This window comes from Gilliamella sp. B2717 (assembly GCF_026536675.1).
GTDB lineage: Bacteria > Pseudomonadota > Gammaproteobacteria > Enterobacterales > Orbaceae > Gilliamella > Gilliamella apicola_I.
Genome location: NZ_JAFNNQ010000030.1, coordinates 15,835 through 37,329 on the forward strand (window position 1 = coordinate 15,835; position 21,495 = coordinate 37,329).

The following is a 21,495-nucleotide window of genomic DNA, read 5'->3' on the forward strand; positions in this document are numbered from 1 at the left end:
GGGTTTGATTATTTGATTTCGATATTATCAAGCTTTTATATTCAATCACTAATTAAAGACTTCATATTGAAGAGTAACTTTCTCATCAACGACCGTAATTGAAGGTAATGGATGCTTTAGCGATTTGATGCGAATTGATGATAAAACCAACTAAAGCTGGCGTTGTTTTATCATCAACATTGATATTGTCTATATCAAGTGCATAGAGTGTAAATTGATAACGGTGATTAGAGTTTTCTGGTGGGCAAGGTCCGCCATAATTTGCCGTACCAAAATCATTACGAACTTGCTGACTTCCTTTAGGCAATAAATCAATATTATTACCAGCTGATTGCTTTAACGCTGTCGTATCGACCGGAATATTGACAACCGTCCAATGCCACCATCCTGATCCGGTTGGCGCATCTGGATCATACATGGTTAATGCCAAACTTTTTGCTTCTTTAGGTACATTATTCCATTCAATGCTAGGCGATAGGTTTTTACCCTGACAACCAAATTGATTATAAATAAATTGATCTGTAAAACCATTTTTATTTAAATCAGGACTGGATAGCTGCATTTCAGATGCATAACTGTAACTAGTGAATAACAATAATACTCCGCAAAACAAGGGTTTCAATTTGGTAGAATGACGCATGTTTACTCCTTATATTTTAAATGAATAAAATAAATAACTAACTTATTGACTAATCGGCAGTTTACATCCCAATGTTCTATTTCAACCTCATTTAAATTTAGTTGCTAATACTCGCTCAACCGTATCAACTATCGCTTGAGTTTGTGAATCAATTTCTATATTGACTTTATCACCAACTTTTTTATTTTTAAGCGTTGTTATCGCTAATGTTTCGGGAATAAGGTGAATTTTAAAACGATTTTCATCTACTTCGCCCACCGTTAAACTAGCGCCATCAATGCCGATAAAACCTTTATATAAAACATACTTTATAAACTGTTTGGGTAGTGTAAGTTGCATCTGGCAATTGGTTGCCGTTTTTTGAATATCAACAATCGTTGCTGTACAAGAGATGTGTCCAGACATGATATGTCCACCGACTTCATCGCCATATTTTGCACTGCGTTCAATATTAACGTAATCATTCAGTTTTTTATCACCTAATGTGGTTAAAGCTAGCGTTTCTTGCATGATATCAAATGAGACCCAATCATCTGCAAAACCTGTTACCGTTAAACAACATCCATCATTCGCAATTGACGCACCAATTTCAATATTTTGCGTTAGCTGACTTGGAAGTTTAACTTTATAAGTTCGTAATTTATCTTGATCGTTAATATCAATTATTTGACCAACACCCTGTACAATACCCGTAAACATATAATTTCCGTTTGAATCTTTTGAGATCTCCATTTTATCGTAATCTAATAATAAATTTCTATGTTTATCATTCATTCCTTAACAAATCAATTTAATCGGTTAAGATTGATTTGAATAACTTATGTTAAGTATTATTAGATATACCTTAAGAACTCTATTTTTTTGATACCCTATTGAAACTCAGTGTTTAAGCAGCGTTATTAGAATTTGTTATACAAAAACTAGTCAATATTCATTAAGTCATTTTATAATGACATTCTCATTCACTGAGTAAAAATCATTTCTCAAATTTTATTAAGGATTGTTGATGCTAAAACTTATTTTAGCCATTTCATTCGGTTCTGTAGCGGGTGGTTTACTTCGCTGGTTTTTATCACTTAAATTCAATGTGGTTGCCTTTACTATTCCAATCGGAACACTATTATCTAATTTAATTGCTGGCTATATTATTGGTTTTGCCATCGCTTTTTTTAATCATTCTAATCTTTCCCCTGAATGGCGTTTATTAATCGTCACGGGTTTTTGTGGTGGTTTATCAACTTTTTCTACTTTTTCGGCTGAAATTGTTAATTTATTGCAGGAAGGCAGAGTAACATGGGCATTAGCGACAATAGGTATCCATGTTGTTGGCTCGGTATTGATGACTTTTTTAGGCATTTGGACTTATCAATATTTTCGTTCTTGATCGCTTTGTTAGCCTAATAATTGATTAGCCTAACATAACATAAAAAATATTTACAACCTTTAAATACTGTATTAATATACACTGTATATTAATACAGTTAGAGGTCATTATGCTTATTGAACAATCATCACAACAAATTATGGCGTTTGAGTTTGAATCTCCTTTTCAGCAAGTATTACAACAACAGCGACCGTTATTACGTTCATTTAATAAAGCAAAAAAATGGCAGCTTTGGTTATCCGATAGACCGATGTTAAAGCGATCTTGGGTTAACTTTGCCGGTTTAGATAAGCAAAAAGTAATCCATATCACCAATATAAAAAATGAAAATCTGGTATCAACGATTGAAAAAGCCTTACAAAATAAAACGTGTAGTTATGTCGTTGCTTGTATTAAGCAGCTTAATGAACAAGATAAAATACGTTTGCATAACGCGGTGTTAGCCAGTGATACAACGTTATTTTTGGTCAATGATGAATCCAAAGAGCAATATACTCAATACCATTAAACTGAAAAGATGATTATTTTTGGATAAGTTAAGTTAAAAAGAAAGTGATAACACCAATTAATTCGATGAAGAATCAATCATCATCAATGTACGTGTTCTTTTTTCGAGAATTTTATTGAGATTGATACTTTTTTAGGCTAATTATCTAACTGATAATCATCAAGTAATAATTTGTGAAGTTAACAACTCATTTTTCATCGCTATCGTCATGTCAATACTGTTATGTTAACCGATCTGAATCCGACTGATGCCATTAAATTACAGTTTTAATCGCTTTAAGCTTTTTGGTTCTTCACCTTTTAATAAACGCATAATATTACTACTATGGCGAACAATAATGAGGCAAGAAAGCATAGTTACCGGTAAGGTCAACTCAGGTTTAAACAACCAAACATAAAATGGTGCCATAAGAAACCCGATAATAGCAGCAACTGATGAGTAGCCCGTTATCAATAAGGTTATTAGCCAAGTCAGTATAAAACATCCTGTAAAATCAAGTCCAATCGGTGCCATCATCCCTAATGCTGTCGCAACCCCTTTACCGCCTTTAAAATGAAAAAAACAGGGGAAAATATGCCCAAGACAAGCAGAAATGCCAATAATACCTAAAAAGAAGGGCGATATTCCTATTCGATACGCCAGATACACAGGTAGCGTACCTTTAAACATATCAAAAATTAAGACAACAATAGCAGGTAGTTTACCATTAATTCGTAGAATATTGGTTGCCCCAGGATTGTGAGAGCCATGCGTTAAGGGGTTGGGCAATTTCATAGCATGACTAACTATCATAGCACCTGACAATGAACCACAAAGATAGGCGATGATGATCATCGCTAAGATTTCTAATGACAAAAGCCCCTCCCTAGATGTACCTATTTTCTGATTATTATATCGATAAAAAGTTAAACTAATTCAATTAATGAACTTTTTATCGATGTTTATTAATAGAGAAATAAATAAAAGTGGGGAGTTGCCTCCCGTCCTTTTTAATCCTTTAATCAAAATTGACTCTATTTTACTTTCTTTTTTGTTTATCTAATAGTGGTTTTAAATATTGACCCGTGTAAGATATTTTCGATTTTGCAACCTCTTCTGGTGTACCTTCGGCAATAATTTCACCGCCACCATTTCCCCCTTCTGGCCCAAGATCCACAATCCAATCAGCGGTTTTAACGACATCTAAATTATGTTCAATGACGACAATAGTATTACCTTTATCACGTAAAGTATGCAATTGCGCAAGTAATTGTTTAACATCGGCAAAGTGCAAGCCAGTCGTCGGCTCATCTAAAATATAGAGCGTACTACCTGTGTCACGTTTTGATAGTTCTTTGGCTAATTTAACTCGCTGAGCTTCCCCACCCGATAATGTCGTTGCCGATTGACCAATGGTAATGTAAGCCAAACCAACATCAATCAGGGTTTGTATTTTTCGAGAGATCATTGGAACCGCATCAAAAAATTCACGCCCTTCTTCAACGGTCATATTTAAAATTTCGTTAATAGATTTACCTTTGTATTTGATCTCAAGCGTTTCACGATTATAGCGTGCACCATGACATTGATCACATGGCACATAAATATCAGGTAAAAAGTGCATTTCAACTTTAATTAAGCCATCGCCTTGACAAGCCTCACAACGTCCACCTTTTACATTAAAGCTAAATCGCCCCGGATTGTACCCTCTGGCTCGTGCTTCAGGTACTCCTGCATAAAGCTCACGAATCGATGTAAAAAATCCTGTATAAGTAGCAGGATTTGAACGTGGTGTTCGTCCAATCGGACTTTGATCTATCGCGATAACTTTATCAAAAAAGTTAAGACCTTTAATGGATTTATAAGGTGCAATATCACTTTTTTCAGCGCCATTGAGTTCATTTTGAGCGAGTGGGTATAAAGTATCATTAATTAAAGTGGATTTGCCCGATCCCGATACCCCAGTGATACAGGTAAACAGTCCGACCGGAATATTTAACGTGACATCTTTAAGATTATTACCCGTTGCCCCGATTAGCGATAACATCCGTTTTTTATCAACTTTAGTACGTGTTGCGGGGATTTCGATTTTTTCTTTACCGGATAAATATTTTCCTGTAAGCGATGCATTATTTTCCATGATTTGTTTAGGTGTTCCTTGAGCCACAACTTCGCCCCCGTGAACCCCTGCCCCCGGACCAATATCAATCACGTAATCGGCAGCCATAATCGCTTCTTCATCGTGTTCAACCACAATGACGGTATTACCTAAATCACGTAAATGAGTCAATGTATCAATTAAGCGAGTATTATCACGCTGATGTAGACCGATAGAAGGCTCATCAAGTACATACATTACGCCAACTAAACCGGCACCGATTTGACTGGCTAAGCGAATACGTTGCGCTTCACCGCCGGATAAGGTTTCTGCCGAACGTGATAACGTTAAATAATTAAGTCCAACATTAATTAAAAACTGTAATCGGTCATTAATTTCTTTCAGAATTTTTTCTGCAATTTGGGCACGTTGGCCGGTTAATACTAAGTTGTCAAAAAATTCTTTTGCTTGTTGAGTACTTAAATCACTAATCGTTGGTAAATTTGTATCGTTAATAAATACATGTCTTGCTGTTGTACATAACCTTGATCCATGACAACATGGACATGGGCGGTTACTGATGTATTTAGCTAATTCTTCACGAATCGTTTGTGATTCGGTTTCTTTATAGCGACGCGTTAAGTTATTAATGATACCTTCAAAAGTATGTTTTCGTTTAACCACATCACCACGATCATTAGTATAAACAAAGGTAATTTCGGTACTACCCGAACCATTTAATAAAATATCTTTTATTTTTTCAGGTAATTTTTCGTAAGGCTTATCAATATCAAATTTATAGTGATCCGCCAAAGATTTTAACATCTGAAAATAGTAAAAATTACGACGATCCCAGCCTTTTATTGCGCCCGCAGCTAACGAAACTTCAGGCATTTGTACAATGCGTTTAGGATCAAAGTACTGTTGAACACCTAAACCATCACATTCGGGACAAGCACCCGCTGGATTATTAAATGAAAATAAACGAGGTTCCAACTCAGAAATGCTATAACCACAAATTGGGCAGGCAAAATTAGCCGAAAATATTTTTTCTTCAGCTTTTGGATCATCCAAATTAGCTACTTTAACTATACCATTGGTAATGGATAGTGCTGTTTCAATCGATTCTGCCAGACGTAGTTTTAAATCATCACGAATACGAAAACGATCGACAACAACTTCAATAGTATGTTTCTTTTGTAATTCAAGTTGTGGTGGATCAGATAAATCATAGACATCACCGTCTACCCTTACCCGTATATAACCGCTTGCAGAAAGCTGTTCAAAAAGCTTAACAAACTCCCCTTTACGTTCGGTCACCACTGGTGCAAGTAGCATATATCGATTTTCAGCCGGTAATGCCATAATGCTATCGACCATTTGCGACACGGTTTGCGCTGCTAACGGTAAATTATGATTTGGACAACGAGGCTCTCCTATTCGGGCAAAAAGCAACCTGAGGTAATCATAAATTTCAGTAATCGTACCGACCGTTGAACGTGGATTATGCGATGTAGATTTTTGTTCAATTGAAATCGCTGGTGATAATCCTTCAATGTGATCAACATCGGGTTTTTCCATTAATGATAAAAACTGTCGTGCATAGGCGGATAATGACTCGACATAACGCCGTTGCCCTTCTGCATAAAGCGTATCAAATGCTAATGAAGATTTACCAGAACCTGAAAGCCCAGTAATAACGACAAGTTTATCGCGTGGAATAATGACATTAATATTTTTTAAGTTGTGCGTTCTCGCACCTCGAATATCGATATCTTTAATTGACATAGATCTCTTCTTAAGTATGTTTTTTGTACAATTCAAATGAAAATTTAACTGTATATTATACCAGTGATGAGTGATGAAATATAGTACTAATTCACCGTTGATGAGTTTATGGGTTTTACGGTTTTTTTATTAACGCTAACAAATTTATCAATAAAATTCAATGAGCAAAATATCATAATGAGTTTTATCGTACTCCGTTAATGCCAGAACATTTAAGCATAATGTGCCAGTTAACCGACTTTTCGAAGTAAGCATTGAAAATAGATGTTCACTATTTATTAAACTCATTTGCTTGGATGCAATTTTGGCAAGTATGTCATAGTATATGCGCTAAATTCATCTCAATTTAGCGCAATGATTCCTAAATTAAAGATGATCTAAGGCTATTTTAATGACCACTTTACGAACAGTATTAATGTTATTGTTTATTGCACACAAAGGTTTATGGACTTCATTAGGAAAAAAAACAATGAAATCGTTTGAATGCAAAACCAGTAATGTTTCTTCCTTAGGGGTTTCAACAAATGCAATATCGTTAGTAGTAAGTTGATTATCGAGCCTGTTAGTGTAAGGTGGTAAAGTATTAATCGCCATTCCCTCTTGACCGTCTAATACAATTTGCACATCAATATATTTTTGATGATATTCAGGGTTAGCCTTGTCAATGTGACGAGTTGAACTATCAGATAGCATAAAAAATATCTTATCACCGTCAATGTCATAACGCCCTATAGGCGTATTTTGATTGACATTATCTTTGATATATTCAATCGATTGCTTTATTTTGGCAGGCAAATAAGGGACTAAATTTAAATGGTTAATATTACCTAAAATCATATTTGATAATCCTTCATAAATGAAACATTACTGATATCACAAATACACAGTATTTGTTTAAGTATATACTTATCCAATACATTTTAATAGATAGACTATGATAGCCTTTAGACTTTTTTGATTCCTATGACGAATGCTTTATATTGATAAAATAATTAGTTATTGTGTTAAGTTATCCCAGTAAGATTAAAATGACCTAATATGGTCGACTTTAGACTAATCGAGTTTAAACAGAAATCGTGACATTTGATTAAGGAGGTGGTATAACACTAACAGCCATTTATTATTTACAGTCTTTATCATTATCATATCCATTTTTTAATACACAATAGCTATTCAGATCTTCTTCTTTTCTTAATAAATCATTAATTTCAATAGAATGTATGTCTTTCTAACAAAAGGTAACTATGATGAAAAATAAAGAATTGATCGAAAATTATTACAAAGATGTTTTTATTAATGGTAATGTGGATAAAATTCCTCATTATGTATCAGAAAACTATATTCAACATAATCCTCAGGTTGAAGATGGTCAAGCAGGATTTATTAAATTTTTCAAAGAGTTTATTAAAACTAAACCCAAACTCGATATTGTCAACATCAGTTGTGAAGCGAATATGGTTTACGTATTTTATAAATGTTCCCTACCAGACGGTACCGTGAATAAGGTATGTGATATTTATCGTGTCGAAGGCAATAAGATTGTTGAACACTGGGATGTCATTGAGTCCCATGTAGAAAAAGTAAAATCGGTTAATAAAAATAGTTTATTTTAGTTCATTTTATGGGATAAACATGACAACCTTATCTTGGTTGGGTTTAAAGGATAAGGTTGTAATTAGACATTAAGCACGCATTTTTAATCATCAACGATAATAAGACAATTTCTCTACCCAAATGACTGTTATACTGTTTTTAATCAGCAGATTGGAAAATACTACAGCAAAAAACAGCGCTTTATCAGCGCTGATATTTCGATTATGCTGGATTATTAAGTTATTTTTTATTCCCACTCAATCGTCGCTGGCGGTTTACCGCTGATGTCATAAACAACGCGAGATATTCCGTTTACTTCATTAATGATCCGATTTGATACCCGTCCTAAGAATTCATATGGCAGATGTGCCCAGTGAGCGGTCATAAAGTCGATAGTCTCAACTGCACGTAACGAGACAACCCAGTCGTATTTACGTCCATCCCCCATTACGCCGACTGAACGTACCGGTAAAAATACGGTGAAAGCTTGGCTGACTTTGTGGTATAGGTCGGCTTTATACAGTTCTTCGATAAAGATCGCATCAGCTTGACGGAGTAAGTCACAATACTCTTTTTTCACTTCGCCGAGTACTCGAACGCCTAAACCCGGTCCAGGGAATGGATGACGATATAACATGTCATATGGTAAACCTAACTCTAACCCAACTTTACGTACTTCATCTTTAAAAAGTTCTCGTAGTGGTTCCACTAACCCCATTTTCATCTCTTCTGGCAAGCCACCGACATTATGATGCGATTTAATCACATGTGCTTTACCGGTATCAGCTGCCGCAGATTCGATCACATCAGGATAAATAGTACCTTGTGCTAACCATTTCACATCTTTGAGTTTTGCCGCTTCTTCATCAAACACAGCGACAAATTCACGCCCTATAATCTTGCGTTTAGCTTCGGGATCGGCCTCCCCTTTTAGGGCTGCTAAAAAGCGGTCTTCGGCATTCACGGCTATAATATTTAACCCAAATTTATTACCGAACATGTCCATAACTTGTTGCGCTTCGTTCAAACGTAATAAACCATGATCGACAAAAACACAGGTCAGCTGATCACCAATGGCTTGATGGAGTAATAATGCCGTAACAGAAGAGTCAACGCCACCCGATAACCCTAGTAATACTTTATCTTTGCCGACTTTTTCTTTTATTCGGGTAATTGCATCGGTAATAATAGAAGATGGTGTCCATAGCTTTTCACAATGACAAATATCGATTACAAACCGTTGGAGCAACTCAAACCCTTTTATTGTATGAGTGACTTCGGGGTGAAACTGAACGCCATAAAATTGCTTTTCATCATTAGCCATGATGGCAAATGGGCAGGTTTCTGTTCGACCAATGACCGTAAAACTATCCGGTAAAGTTGTGACTTTATCACCATGACTCATCCAGACATCAAGTTGATCTATACCATCGTTGTTAGTACTATCTAAAATGCCGTCAGTTAATTTTGAGCGTCCGATAATGTCGACTTTAGCATAACCAAACTCACGTTGATTTGAACCGGTGACTTGTCCACCTTGACCAACTTGAATTGCCATAGTTTGCATACCATAACAGATACCTAAAACAGGCACACCTGCGTTAAAAACATATTCGGGGGCTCTTGGGCTATTTTGTGCTGTCGTACTTTCTGGACCACCCGATAAAATAATCCCTTTAGGATTGAATTGTTTAATTTTTTCTTCCGATACATCCCACGGCCAAAGCTCACAATAAACACCAATTTCACGAATCCGACGTGCAATTAATTGGGTAACTTGTGAACCAAAATCAAGAATTAAAATACGTTGCTGGTGGATGTCATTTTTCATCAAATTTGTTCCTAAACTATGGTCTATTACAAAATCAAGGTGGTATTGTATCATTTACCGACTAAATTGAACGGGTTAAATAAAAAAACAATTGTAAATATTTTAACTTTGCAAGTTTCAACATATCCTGATACGGCATTTTATTATGTTGATAAAACGGCAATTCTTATATGAATTAGTCAGATCTTAATTATTTTCTTTTTGAATTAACTAACCGATTTTAATCATGAATATAATTTTTTTTAATACAATAAAATTTCTTTACTTATTTAATAAGTATACTTATAATATGCAGACTTATCAAAACGAGGAAAAAACGATGAATACTATTTCAATTTCTTTTGTACTACCAACAAAGGCTACACCATCTAAAATATGGCCATACTATACTGATCTTAATTTCAGAAAATTATGGGAAACCGATCTTGAAGATTTTCGTATCACGGGCGAGTTAAAAACCGGTTCTAAAGGTATTTTTAAATTACAAAATATGCCAGAAATGGACGTGACGTTATCTAAAATAATTAATGAACAAGAATTTACCGAACAATTTGATATGCCTGACATAGGTTTACTCTATTTTTCACATCAAATTATTGAATTATCGCATAATCAATATGCATTGAAGTCAGAAATTTCATTAAAACCGGATCCGAAAATGGATACTCATGCATCTTATAATTTTATTAAACAGATTTCGGATGATATTATTGATAAAACATACAAATTAAATAGTTTAGTTGAAGGGTAAGTTATGGCAAAGGACAATAAGTTTTTGACGCAATTCCAATCTGATTCAGACTCTGTTGGTTTTCTTTTTATGAAAACTTATTCGTCCTGGCATACAAATATAAAAAATTGTTTAAAAAAACAGTCTATCACACATCCCCAATTTATTGTGCTAGCGACCCTAGCTTATTTATCTCAATATCCTGATGAGATAACACAAGTTATTCTATCCCATAAAACGAATATTGATGTCATGACTATTTCTCAAATATTAGAGAATTTAGAGAAAAAAGATTACATTAAACGCACTTGTTCAATCAAAGATAGTCGTGCAAAATCAATTGTATTAACGCAAAAAGGGCTTGATAAGGCAAATGAAACCGTTCCTTTAGTTGAACAAATGGATCAAGAATTTTTTTCATTATTAAAAGAGGATAAAAAGCACTTTATGACGATGCTTTTAACACTCTTAAAAAACCGAACTGATTGAAGAATAGCTTGAGTTAAAAATTTAAGTATTTGCTGTTTTTAGCTATTCATTATGATTATTGAGTTATCTTGCTGCAAACTTAGTTGATTAATAAGTCTAAAAAAATCAATATTTTTTATTATGTAACTTACTATTATGTTAGATAAAAAATATACGTAATGCTAAACAAGCCATTACGTATAAGATGAGTGTAACATAGATAACACTTTGAAACTAAATCATAATTTACATTATTAATTTACACTTACCATTTATGTTCAATACCGATATTTCCTCGATAACCTTGCCGTTTGGTATTTCCAAAATCGTGTTCGTAGCGAGCATCGCCATAAAGATAAGTCTTTTCAAATAAAGGCGTTTTTAACCCAACGCCCAATTCTCCCCATGTACGAGCATAATTTTCACGCAGTTTATCTCTACCTATGGTAACTTGGCTTGGCTTGATAAAGTCATGCAGAATATTACCAATTGCATAGAATGTGGTATGCTGCTCAACTGTTGCTTGGTTATTATTACCCAAACGAATACCGATTCTACCCCGTAATAGATCCTGATTATTTTGATCAACACGACGATATTTATCTTTAAAACTATCTAAATCAACATATTGGTACACTAATTGAACTTGAGGCTCAACTATCCAATAGTCTTTATCAAGATCATTCTGATTTATTTTAAAGGTGTGCCCAGCTTCAGCCGAAATGGCAAATGCCCACCCATTTTGAGTATGTGGATTATTACCATTACGAGCTTCATATTTATTACGTAAATAGGAAAACTGTCCAACTAAATCTAAATAGTTATTCTCTACTGAAAAATAAGTATTGGTTAATCCCAAGCTCAACGATTCTGATTTGCCTTTTCCTGTTCGTTTATTATGGTCAATTATCCCATGTACAGCTCGATATTTATCGGAAAAGTCGGTATGCGCTTTGCTATAGGTTAAATAGATACCTGTATAATTATGACTTCCATCATCACTTACATTATTCAGCAAATCATGACCAAATTGGAATCCATATATATCGCTCTCTAAATTTAATCGATCTTTACCATCTTGTTTTATGTGTTTGCCTAAAATCCTACCCCAAGTTTCACTTAAAAACTCTTCACAAGTATTACAATTTGCTAAATCAAAATTGGTGTATTCTCCCCGACGTTCATGTAAAGAACCAATACTTAAAAATCCTTGTTCCTGATTGACTCTCGCCATAGCAACATATCCTGCTACCGGACTGGCAAAAATGGGTTTAGGTTTAATTGTCGGCGTCGGCGTCGGTGGCGTCGGTGGCGTCGGTGGCTCTGGCGTCGGTGGCTCTGGCGTCGGCGGTTCTGGCGTCGGCGGTTCTGGCGTCGGCGGTTCTGGCGTCGGCGGTGGTGGCGGCGGCGGCGGTGGCGGCGGTGGTGGTGGCGGCGGCGGTGGTGTCGTACCTGCTTGCATAGTCCAGAAATATTCGTCACCATCAGCTGTTTGACGTTTTGCTAGTTGAATTTCAGTCGCGCCGTTTGTGTGCGCTTCACCATGAAAATTAAGTTCATTTTTACTTTGTCCTACATAAATCACGGGAACAGTATTTATCACTGCGTCAATTTGGCTTATATTACCATCAATCACGTTTTCTGTGCCATTCGCATCTATCGGTATCACTTTAGTCCAACCAGATGCAGTACCTGTGATTTTTAACACATCAGATTGTGAATTCATCGCATAAGTATCGCTGGCATTATTCCACGATGTGTTCAATCTTATTTGAGCATCATTAGATCCGGTATAGTTACCATCGATAGTTAATATATCATTATATTTTTGATGAGAGGAATTATCTAAATTAATAATGCCTGAATTGCTATAAACATCAGCTTGTACGATAAAATCATTACCACCATCATCATTATAAGCTGCATTGATTGTTCCACCAGATTCAATTAGAATCGTATTTAATTTTGATACATTATCATTACCTTTTTTTTGCAAATTCCAACGAAAGTCATTAGCTAAATCTAACCAAACTCCTGGTTCTTTATTTATATCAAGAATTTGACCCTCCTTCTCTTTTACTTGCCCTTTGGAAATTAACCCAGTCATACTTCCTTTACCATAAGCATAAAAGCTGACAGAGGAAACTTCATAGTCATCATGTCCTTGTTCAACACCGTTAGCATCATACGTATTAGAAAAAAATTGATAATTAGGTGCAGTGTAATTACCGCTGACGTTGAGAATATAGCCGTCTTGATTAGCATGGAGATCGGTTTCATCACCCATAATTGTAAAATTAACATTTTGTTGACCTTGATCAACAAAAATTAAATCTTTGCGTGCAACAGAACCTTCAATTACGGGATCAGCACTTGTTCCTGTTGTGGTAAATATTGCATTATTTAAACTGATACTCATATTGTGTGATGCAGCTTGTTCAAATTGTCCACTTGAAGTCGCATCATCATGGGTACCAATTTCCAATGCATAACCATTGGTTTTAATGATCGTTTTACTATTATCAAAATTTGCTGTTAATGAAGAATTCCTAACCATTTTGATACCACTACCATTTAAAGCGTTAGTGGTATCAATAGTCAACTCCCCATGTGATTCTAAAATACCTGGCCCCTCACCTGTATTACGGGTTTTACCCAGTTTAATCCCCACACTATCCCAGTTTAACCTTGAGCTATCATTACCTTTATTAATGATGATAGTGTTTTTCTCTCCTTTCAAAATTACTTTTGGGGTTAACTGACCGTTTCGGCCTTTATTTTCTGCAACCCCATGATTGGTTGGATTGCCCGAAACATAAATACCGATTGAGCGATTTCCCGTTAATGTCATATCTAAATTATCATTGATAATAACTTGTCCTGCAGAACCATCGCCTGAATTATCATAGGCTCCTTGAATTGCTCGAATACCGTTATTTAAAATTGGCTGGGTTTTGCCCCCCTTTGCTGTTTGATTAATTTTCAAACTATCCACTGTGATGGTACTGTATTTACCATTATACGTATCTCTCTCACCGGCATTAACTGACGAACCAGCTAATAAACCATAAGAAGCAACCGTACCACTTGAATTGCCACCACGCGTATAGTTATCATTGATATTTAATTCCACATTTTTTGCAGTCAGATTAACATTGTGATAAGTGGCAAGACCTAGCATGTTACCGTTGTTATTCAATGTAAAATTTAAATTACCTGCATTAATTGATCCGCCCGACACGCCATAGGTATATTGATTAGCCAGACCAGTGTAATCACCGTTTACATTGGCGGTAAGCGTTGTATCACCGACATTGAGTTGTTCATGTAATCGGCTTCGAGTGAGAATATAAAAACTGGCATTACCCGATTGGTTAACGGTCGCTGCGTTAATATTATTACAGCTTGGGCTATTTTGACCGACCAAGTAAGAGCCATCGGCACTGGCGGTACAGTCTAAAGCAAACGAAGAAGCAGAGGTAACTAAAACACTTAATGTTATCATTGCTTTACTTGCTCGTCGTACTAATTCAGAACACACTATAGTAGTACCCGTGATAACATTAAATTTCGTTTGATAAATTTGGTTCATATTAATTTCCTTCAAATTAACGATAAAAAATAAGTACGACAACAAATTACTATCGAGAATGACAACGATTTAATTAAGAACCATCTGAAACTATAGAGAAAAAACAGATTTAAACTGCATATTAATGATTAGCACTGAACTTTTTTAACGACAGTTTCAGTTTTTGACTTGTGATAGCCAAAAAAGCAAAGATTATTTTTTAGGACTTTTTTTCCTAACGATTTGGTTAGTAACACTTCATGCAGTCCAAATGGGCAAAAAAAAGATAATATCCACAAGCGTGTAGATTCCATTGGCTGATTGCATTGAACAAAATTGATATAAGGTTTTTTTTTGTTTAAATAGAGTTGCTCTTGTTCTCGGTTGAGATAAGCCCAATTTAAATAACCTAGCGGTTGGTTGTTGTGAATAAATAGAGCAAAATTTTTAGACTGAATGATAGGTAACAAAACGGTTAAAGCGGAGTTTAATTCCGCTTTTTTGTATTCAGGGTTTCGATTCCATAACCAGATCATAGCCCCTAATACCTCAGCTTCATTCCATGAGGTGTCATGATATAAACTCGGTGCAATAATTCTAATCAAGTCTTGCTCAAGACTTTTCATATAGCTTTACCTTTGTTAACATTTACATACAATTGTATTACATAAAAGATAAAAATTCATCAATTTATTTTTTATAAAAAAATAATTAAGATTGATAATCAATTCAAGGCATTAATTAATTTTTAATCAGTTATGAGATGAAGAGTGAATTGAAATTTTTTTGTTAAAACAGTATGAATTATCTTAGAATTGTTTTTATATTTTATTCTTGTGTCTCTACTCCCCTTTATATTGTAAAATTTAATTTAAAAAAACTGAGTATTGACTCTTATTATAGTCAATTAAAACACTTTTTTTGACCAATCAAATAACATTAATGAAATAGCGTTAATGGAATCGATAAAAAAGCTTGTGGTAAAAATCAATGCATATAAAAAAAGGTGATGTTACTCACCTCTTTTTTATATTGAAATAACCGATATAAATTAGTTATTTGCATTTTGTTCTTGCGCTGATTGGATCGCCGTTAATGCAATGGTATAAACAATATCATCCACTAATGCACCACGAGACAAGTCATTAACTGGTTTACGCATACCTTGAAGCATAGGACCAATTGAAACAAGATCAGCAGAACGTTGTACGGCTTTATAAGTCGTGTTACCCGTATTAAGATCTGGGAAGATAAATACGGTTGCTTTACCTGCAACTTGAGAATTAGGTGCTTTCGATTTAGCCACATCAGGCATGACAGCAGCATCATACTGTAAAGGTCCGTCGATCATGAGATCTGGACGTTTTTCTTGAGCAATTCGGGTTGCTTCTTTCACTTTTTCAACATCAGCACCTTGACCTGAACTACCGGTTGAATAAGAGATCATTGCAACTCTTGGTTCAATACCAAAGGCAATAGCAGTATCAGCAGATTGAATCGCAATTTCAGCCAGTTCTTGCGCATTCGGATCTGGATTAATTGCACAGTCACCGTAAATGTATACTTGGTCAGGCATTAACATAAAGAATACTGAGGAAACTAAAGAACTACCCGGTGCCGTTTTAATTAATTGCAATGGTGGGCGAATTGTATTTGCCGTGGTATGCACTGCACCAGACACTAAACCGTCAACTTCGTTTGCTTCAAGCATCATGGTTCCAAGCACAACGTTATCAGCCAATTGTTCTCGCGCAATCACTTCGGTCATGCCTTTGTTTTTACGTAACTCAACTAAACGCGGTACATATTTTTCACGAATATTTTCAGGATCGACGATTTCAACGCCTTCACCCAATGTCACTCCCTGTGAAGCAGCAACTTTACGCACATCATCTGGATTACCAATTAACACACATTTTGCAATTCCACGCTCTGCACAAATAGCGGCTGCTTTAACTGTTCTTGGTTCATCACCTTCAGGTAATACCACCACTTTTTTCGCATTCCGTGCAAGTTCAGTTAATTGATAACGGAATGCAGGAGGAGATAAGCGACGAACAGAATTCACTACTTGGTTTAGCGACTTGATCCAATTGCTATCAATGTGGTCAGCAACAAAGTTTTGCGTGTTTTCCATGCGCTCTTTATCATCAACAGGAATTTCTAAATTAAACTGTTGTAAACAGATTGAAGTTTGGAATGTATTGGTTTTTACCGTAAATACCGGTAAACCTGTATCAAATGCAGGTTGGCATAATTTATAGATTTTTTCATCTATATCATAACCACCTGTTAATAATACCCCTCCAATTGCCACACCATTCATTGCGGCTAAACTGATTGCGACTAAAACATCAACACGGTCAGCTGATGTGACAAGTAATGCATTTGGTTGTAAATGATTAACAATATTTGGCACACTGCGAGAACAAAATGAGATGTGTTTTATACGACGGTTTTTGATCTCACCTTCATTAATGATTTTTGCATCAAAATGTTTGGCAATATCAATTGCACGACATGCACTTAAATCCATATTCCAAGGAATGCAGCCAAGTACCGGTAAAGGACTGTGCGCATTTAAATCGTCGATTGTGATTTTTTTATCATCAAATTTTGGTGTATGATAAATTTCTGCCACATCTGGACGTGCAAGGCTTTGTTCTTCAACGGGGGCATTCACTTTATTGACAATAACACCTACGATTTTTTCATTTTTAATACCGCCAAAATTAGAACGAGCAATTTCGATTCGTTCTTTTAATTGTTCTGGAGTATCTTTACCCATATTAACAACAAAAATAATCTCAGCACCTAATGTTTTAGCAATATTATTATTTAGTTCGTTAGCAAAAGGATAATCACTGGTAGGCACAATCCCTTCAACTAAAACAACATCTGCACCTTTGGTATTTTCAGCATAAAGCGCGACAATTTCTTCCATTAACACATCTTGTTGATTTAAACCTAATAGATTTTCAACATGGCTCATTTTTAGTGGTTTTAAAGCTGGTATAGATGTGTTGCTGCTTACTAAAGTGGTGGTGTTATCGGGCGCATCCCCACCTGCTCTTGGTTGAGCAACAGGTTTGAATACATTTAAGTTAATTCCTTGACGCTCCATTGCTCGAATAACACCAAGACTCACACCTGTTAACCCGACGTTGGTTCCGGTTGGGATTAGCATAATAGTACGAGACATAATCAATTTCCTCTTAATTCTTTATTAAATATAAAAACAAACCGCCATAAAGGCGGTTTTATTTGTCTTTTAAGCAGTTAGACGCGCAGCATCTTGAGCAATGACGAGTTCTTCATTTGTAGGAATAACCATTGCAATTGCTGAACCATCTTTAGTGATTGTGCCGCCTTTACCAAAACGAGCAGCTAAATTGCGTTCTTGGTCAAGTTCAAATCCTAAAATTGATAATTTTTGAAGCGCCATACGACGAACTTCTTCTGCATTTTCACCGATACCACCCGTAAAGATAATCGCATCTAAACGACCATCTAATAACATTGCATATCCACCAATGTATTTGACTAAACGATGAACAAATACATCTAGGGCATTTTTCGCATTTTCATCAGTGTCATAGTGATCTGTCACATAACGGCAATCGCTACTTACACCAGTTAAACCTAATAAACCTGATTTTTTATTTAACAAGTTATTGATATCAGCAACAGACATTTTTAAGTTGTCATGTAAGAAGAACATAATTGCAGGGTCGATATCGCCACTGCGAGTTCCCATGACTAAACCTTCTAATGGAGTTAGACCCATTGAGGTTTCAACACATTTACCATTTTTAACTGCTGTGATTGACGCACCGTTACCTAAGTGACAAGTGATCACATTGGTTTGATCAACTGGTTTATTTAATAATTTTGCCGCTTCACGGCTAACATAGTAATGACTTGTACCATGAGCACCGTAACGGCGAACACCATATTTGGTGTATAATTCGTTAGGAATTGCATATAAATATGCTTCTTTTGGCATGGTTGTATGGAATGCCGTATCAAACACAGCCACATTTTTATTTTTCAAATGAGGAAATGCTGCAAATGCTTCACGAATACCGATTAAATGCGCTGGATTATGTAATGGTGCAAATGCTGATGCTTCTTCAATTCCTTTTAGAACAGAATCATCAATTACAACTGATTGCGTGTATTTTTCGCCACCGTGAACGATTCGATGCCCAATAGATTTAATACTATCTAATAATTCTGGTTTTTGTGGGAAGATGCTATTAACAATAAATTTAATTGCTTCGCTATGTGCAGCTCCTGCGCCTAAAGATGCTTCGTTTTTACTTCCATCAAGTTTCCACTTAATGCGTGCATCAGGAAGATTAAAACATTCAGCTAACCCAGATAAAAATTCATCGCCATTTTCAGGATTGATAATAGCAAATTTTAAAGATGAGCTTCCGCAATTTAGAACAAGAACATTGTTACTTGACGACATAGTAATTCCTATAAATTGAATAAAAAGATATATACCAATCAAAATTGGTAACTCTACACATGATTTAATAATCGATGTGAATATACAAGGTGACTTCTGATATTCTGCATTTTAAGATAAAATAAAGAAAGCCCCTAATTGGATGGCACTATTTTAAGACAATAATAGGTGAATGTCGAGGAATCACAAATTTATGAATTTAGTTAAGGCATTTAAGACTGGTCAACGATATATGGAACTTTGTCCAAAAGATAAAGCACTTTCGTATTCATTTCCCGAATTAAAAATCATAAACCACATAAAAACCGCGAAGAAGTATTTACCCCCAATAATTATTGCGTTAGCTGTTTGGCAATATTATATGCCAGCACAATTAGCGGTGACGATTATCGCAATCTTGTTTGCGTTAAGTTTACCTGTTCAGGGTATCTATTGGTTAGGCAAGCGTTCACAATCTCCGTTACCACTCAATTTAGTCGATTGCTATAATCATATTCAATCAAAACTAATTGAAAAAAAAATTTTGGTAGAAAATAAAGAAACGAACGAAAAATTAACCTTCGAATCATTTATGAAACTGATAACTTTATCAAAAAAGCATTTTGGCAATTACTTTGCTCAAGATGATAGTTCAGAAACTCATTATTAAGATCAAAATAAATGCAGAAACGGCTGGCATCACTAAAAAAACAAATTGATATACTTGAACAACAAGTCAATATATCTGAACAACAAAATTATCAAGAACACTATTTTGATGAACACTTATTTAATACCACCAAAATCAATACGGATAACGCTTTTTATTTAGAAAAAATCAAACAAACTTTTCAAGCTTTAGTCAATAATGCGATGAATCAAAAAGATGAACAAATTGTCTATTTGTCTGAAATGTTAGTTAATCAAATCACCGCCCTCACCCGTGAATTAGCGACGCATCAACTTCGTAAAAAAGAAGAATCTAAACTTTCAATACAAGAAACACTCTCTGAAAAACATTGTCGCCATTTAGATTATTTGCGTCGATTGCAAGAAATGAAATATGAGTTATTACTTTCTGCTGAGTCAATCGATCCAATCAAGATTGCAACACTGGATAATCGTATTCAACGGTGTGAACAAGCGATCAAAAACATTGAACAGGAATTAGATACGGAAAGCGGTGTTTATTAAAAAAATGCCAATGCACACGGAATGAATATTGTTGACTTCGATGAACATTTAAATAATCGCTAAATCAGCGTCTAGATTTATTGCATTACTCCTTAGATCAAAGATATAGCTAAAATGCATAATGTTATAATGAATAATTAGTATCATCTTTTTGAGTTCTATTTATAATATTAGCTATGATTAGCGATAATGTTCCAATGCTATCCCTTTCTAATATTTTAATAAGGATTTATTCATGGGTAAGATATTTGATGATAATTCTCAAACTATTGGTTATACACCTCTTGTTCGTTTAAAGCATTTTGGTCATGGTAATATTTTAGCTAAAGTGGAGTCACGCAATCCCAGTTTTAGTGTTAAATGTCGTATAGCTTCAAATATGATTTGGGATGCGGAGAAGCGTGGTTTATTAACGCCGGATGTTGAATTGATTGAACCCACCAGCGGTAACACAGGTATCGCATTAGCAGCCGTTGCCGCAGCGCGTGGTTATAAATTAACGTTAACCATGCCTGAAAGCATGAGCATTGAGCGACGAAAATTGTTGAAAGCATTAGGTGCAAATTTAGTTCTAACAGAAGCGTCAAAAGGAATGAAAGGCGCCATTGAAAAGGCTGAGGAAATGGTAGCAAGTAATCCCAAACGTAATATTATGCTACAACAATTTAGCAATCCAGCCAATCCCGAAATTCATGAAAAAACAACCGGGCCTGAAATTTGGCTTGATACTGATGGAAAGATAGATATTTTTGTCGCAGGGGTAGGAACAGGCGGAACATTCACAGGCGTAACACGTTACATTAAAAATACCCAAGGTCGAAATATTACGGCGGTTGCGGTCGAACCAAGCCAGTCACCTGTAATCACTCAAGCTCTTGCTGGCGAACCGCTTAAACCAGGGCCACATAAAATTCAAGGTATTGGAGCGGGTTTTATTCCGGCTAATCTGGATTTGAGTTTAATTGATTTAGTGGAAAAAGTATCGAATGAAGAAGCGATCGAAACTGCGCGCATTTTAATGGAAAAGGAAGGAATTTTGGCGGGAATCTCTTCAGGAGCAGCAGTTTTTGCCGCTGATAGATTGGCTAACTTACCGGAGAATAGCAATAAAACCATTGTGGTAATATTACCTTCATCGGGTGAACGTTATTTAAGTACTGACTTATTTAGCGGGATTTTTACCGAAAAAGAATTAGGATGACTTAAAATAAAAGATACCGTCAATTGACGGTATTTAATCCACTTAATTTAGAGT

The 21,495-nt window shown here is 35.4% G+C and carries 18 protein-coding genes; 8 read left to right on the top strand and 10 right to left on the bottom strand.

Annotated elements, in window-relative coordinates; genetic code table 11:
* Positions 1 to 85 precede the first annotated feature (85 nt).
* Both J3U35_RS05300 and J3U35_RS05305 read right to left on the bottom strand, forming a co-directional pair.
* Positions 86 to 640 carry a YbhB/YbcL family Raf kinase inhibitor-like protein gene (locus tag J3U35_RS05300; protein ID WP_267360039.1) on the bottom strand — a complete coding sequence of 185 codons (555 nt, stop codon included), beginning with the start codon at positions 638 to 640 and terminating at the stop codon, positions 86 to 88.
* 87 nt (positions 641 to 727) lie between these two features.
* Positions 728 to 1,339: a riboflavin synthase subunit alpha gene (locus J3U35_RS05305; protein WP_267360041.1), complete on the bottom strand. Its 612-nt coding sequence runs from the start codon at positions 1,337 to 1,339 to the stop codon at positions 728 to 730.
* Positions 1,340 to 1,646: 307 nt separating this feature from the next.
* Between J3U35_RS05305 and crcB the strand changes: the two genes are divergently transcribed.
* Both crcB and J3U35_RS05315 read left to right on the top strand, forming a co-directional pair.
* Positions 1,647 to 2,024, top strand: coding sequence for a fluoride efflux transporter CrcB (gene crcB, locus J3U35_RS05310; protein WP_267351896.1), 378 nt, complete (start codon positions 1,647 to 1,649; stop codon positions 2,022 to 2,024).
* Between the two features lie 109 nt (positions 2,025 to 2,133).
* Positions 2,134 to 2,532: a cell division inhibitor SulA gene (locus J3U35_RS05315; RefSeq protein WP_267351895.1), complete on the top strand. Its 399-nt coding sequence runs from the start codon at positions 2,134 to 2,136 to the stop codon at positions 2,530 to 2,532.
* 258 nt (positions 2,533 to 2,790) lie between these two features.
* Here J3U35_RS05315 and plsY read toward each other — a convergent pair whose 3' ends face one another.
* The 3 genes from plsY to J3U35_RS05330 form a co-directional block, all read right to left on the bottom strand.
* The gene (plsY, locus tag J3U35_RS05320) at positions 2,791 to 3,387 is read right to left on the bottom strand and encodes a glycerol-3-phosphate 1-O-acyltransferase PlsY (RefSeq protein WP_267351893.1); all 597 of its coding nucleotides are present in this window, start codon (positions 3,385 to 3,387) and stop codon (positions 2,791 to 2,793) included.
* Positions 3,388 to 3,550: 163 nt separating this feature from the next.
* Positions 3,551 to 6,391: an excinuclease ABC subunit UvrA gene (gene uvrA / locus J3U35_RS05325; protein ID WP_416380682.1), complete on the bottom strand. Its 2,841-nt coding sequence runs from the start codon at positions 6,389 to 6,391 to the stop codon at positions 3,551 to 3,553.
* A gap of 372 nt (positions 6,392 to 6,763) precedes the next feature.
* The gene (locus J3U35_RS05330; RefSeq protein ID WP_267360045.1) at positions 6,764 to 7,234 is read right to left on the bottom strand and encodes a YhcH/YjgK/YiaL family protein; all 471 of its coding nucleotides are present in this window, start codon (positions 7,232 to 7,234) and stop codon (positions 6,764 to 6,766) included.
* Between the two features lie 410 nt (positions 7,235 to 7,644).
* Between J3U35_RS05330 and J3U35_RS05335 the strand changes: the two genes are divergently transcribed.
* A complete protein-coding gene (locus J3U35_RS05335) occupies positions 7,645 to 8,010 on the top strand; it encodes a nuclear transport factor 2 family protein (protein WP_267360047.1) in 366 nt (121 codons plus the stop codon).
* 227 nt (positions 8,011 to 8,237) lie between these two features.
* Here J3U35_RS05335 and guaA read toward each other — a convergent pair whose 3' ends face one another.
* The gene (gene guaA, locus J3U35_RS05340) at positions 8,238 to 9,821 is read right to left on the bottom strand and encodes a glutamine-hydrolyzing GMP synthase (RefSeq protein ID WP_267360049.1); all 1,584 of its coding nucleotides are present in this window, start codon (positions 9,819 to 9,821) and stop codon (positions 8,238 to 8,240) included.
* 319 nt (positions 9,822 to 10,140) lie between these two features.
* On the opposite strand from guaA, the gene J3U35_RS05345 reads away from it, so the two are divergent.
* Positions 10,141 to 10,572, top strand: a complete 432-nt coding sequence (locus J3U35_RS05345; RefSeq protein WP_267351888.1) for a hypothetical protein — start codon at positions 10,141 to 10,143, stop codon at positions 10,570 to 10,572.
* Positions 10,573 to 10,575: 3 nt separating this feature from the next.
* A complete protein-coding gene (locus tag J3U35_RS05350; protein WP_267351887.1) occupies positions 10,576 to 11,040 on the top strand; it encodes a MarR family winged helix-turn-helix transcriptional regulator in 465 nt (154 codons plus the stop codon).
* Between the two features lie 244 nt (positions 11,041 to 11,284).
* On the opposite strand, the gene J3U35_RS05355 is transcribed toward J3U35_RS05350, so the two are convergent.
* The 4 genes from J3U35_RS05355 to J3U35_RS05370 all read right to left on the bottom strand — a co-directional run bounded on the left by J3U35_RS05355 (position 11,285) and on the right by J3U35_RS05370 (position 19,067).
* Positions 11,285 to 14,611, bottom strand: coding sequence for an autotransporter outer membrane beta-barrel domain-containing protein (locus J3U35_RS05355; protein WP_267360051.1), 3,327 nt, complete (start codon positions 14,609 to 14,611; stop codon positions 11,285 to 11,287).
* Between the two features lie 128 nt (positions 14,612 to 14,739).
* Entirely contained in the window at positions 14,740 to 15,216 is a 477-nt protein-coding gene (locus J3U35_RS05360) for a toxin-activating lysine-acyltransferase (RefSeq protein ID WP_267360053.1), read from the bottom strand.
* Positions 15,217 to 15,641: 425 nt separating this feature from the next.
* A complete protein-coding gene (gene pta, locus J3U35_RS05365) occupies positions 15,642 to 17,792 on the bottom strand; it encodes a phosphate acetyltransferase (RefSeq protein ID WP_267351884.1) in 2,151 nt (716 codons plus the stop codon).
* Between the two features lie 69 nt (positions 17,793 to 17,861).
* Entirely contained in the window at positions 17,862 to 19,067 is a 1,206-nt protein-coding gene (locus J3U35_RS05370) for an acetate kinase (protein WP_267360055.1), read from the bottom strand.
* Between the two features lie 193 nt (positions 19,068 to 19,260).
* Here J3U35_RS05370 and yfbV point away from each other — a divergent pair, with 193 nt between their 5' ends.
* The 3 genes from yfbV to cysK all read left to right on the top strand — a co-directional run bounded on the left by yfbV (position 19,261) and on the right by cysK (position 21,441).
* Positions 19,261 to 19,716: a terminus macrodomain insulation protein YfbV gene (gene yfbV / locus J3U35_RS05375; RefSeq protein ID WP_267351883.1), complete on the top strand. Its 456-nt coding sequence runs from the start codon at positions 19,261 to 19,263 to the stop codon at positions 19,714 to 19,716.
* 11 nt (positions 19,717 to 19,727) lie between these two features.
* On the top strand, positions 19,728 to 20,240 hold the full coding sequence (priC, locus tag J3U35_RS05380; RefSeq protein WP_267360057.1) for a primosomal replication protein PriC: 513 nt from the start codon (positions 19,728 to 19,730) through the stop codon (positions 20,238 to 20,240).
* Positions 20,241 to 20,475: 235 nt separating this feature from the next.
* On the top strand, positions 20,476 to 21,441 hold the full coding sequence (cysK, locus tag J3U35_RS05385; protein WP_267351881.1) for a cysteine synthase A: 966 nt from the start codon (positions 20,476 to 20,478) through the stop codon (positions 21,439 to 21,441).
* The last annotated feature ends 54 nt before the right edge of the window (positions 21,442 to 21,495 follow it).

Excerpts from the sequence above, each read along its gene's own strand:
- J3U35_RS05300 (WP_267360039.1), bottom strand. The coding sequence starts at position 640 with ATGCGTCATTCTACCAAATTGAAACCCTTGTTTTGCGGAGTATTATTG.
- J3U35_RS05305 (WP_267360041.1), bottom strand. The coding sequence starts at position 1,339 with ATGTTTACGGGTATTGTACAGGGTGTTGGTCAAATAATTGATATTAAC.
- crcB (WP_267351896.1), top strand. The coding sequence starts at position 1,647 with ATGCTAAAACTTATTTTAGCCATTTCATTCGGTTCTGTAGCGGGTGGT.
- J3U35_RS05315 (WP_267351895.1), top strand. The coding sequence starts at position 2,134 with ATGCTTATTGAACAATCATCACAACAAATTATGGCGTTTGAGTTTGAA.
- J3U35_RS05330 (WP_267360045.1), bottom strand. The coding sequence starts at position 7,234 with ATGATTTTAGGTAATATTAACCATTTAAATTTAGTCCCTTATTTGCCT.
- J3U35_RS05335 (WP_267360047.1), top strand. The coding sequence starts at position 7,645 with ATGAAAAATAAAGAATTGATCGAAAATTATTACAAAGATGTTTTTATT.
- guaA (WP_267360049.1), bottom strand. The coding sequence starts at position 9,821 with ATGAAAAATGACATCCACCAGCAACGTATTTTAATTCTTGATTTTGGT.
- J3U35_RS05345 (WP_267351888.1), top strand. The coding sequence starts at position 10,141 with ATGAATACTATTTCAATTTCTTTTGTACTACCAACAAAGGCTACACCA.
- J3U35_RS05350 (WP_267351887.1), top strand. The coding sequence starts at position 10,576 with ATGGCAAAGGACAATAAGTTTTTGACGCAATTCCAATCTGATTCAGAC.
- J3U35_RS05355 (WP_267360051.1), bottom strand. The coding sequence starts at position 14,611 with ATGAACCAAATTTATCAAACGAAATTTAATGTTATCACGGGTACTACT.
- J3U35_RS05360 (WP_267360053.1), bottom strand. The coding sequence starts at position 15,216 with ATGAAAAGTCTTGAGCAAGACTTGATTAGAATTATTGCACCGAGTTTA.
- pta (WP_267351884.1), bottom strand. The coding sequence starts at position 17,792 with ATGTCTCGTACTATTATGCTAATCCCAACCGGAACCAACGTCGGGTTA.
- J3U35_RS05370 (WP_267360055.1), bottom strand. The coding sequence starts at position 19,067 with ATGTCGTCAAGTAACAATGTTCTTGTTCTAAATTGCGGAAGCTCATCT.
- yfbV (WP_267351883.1), top strand. The coding sequence starts at position 19,261 with ATGAATTTAGTTAAGGCATTTAAGACTGGTCAACGATATATGGAACTT.
- priC (WP_267360057.1), top strand. The coding sequence starts at position 19,728 with ATGCAGAAACGGCTGGCATCACTAAAAAAACAAATTGATATACTTGAA.
- cysK (WP_267351881.1), top strand. The coding sequence starts at position 20,476 with ATGGGTAAGATATTTGATGATAATTCTCAAACTATTGGTTATACACCT.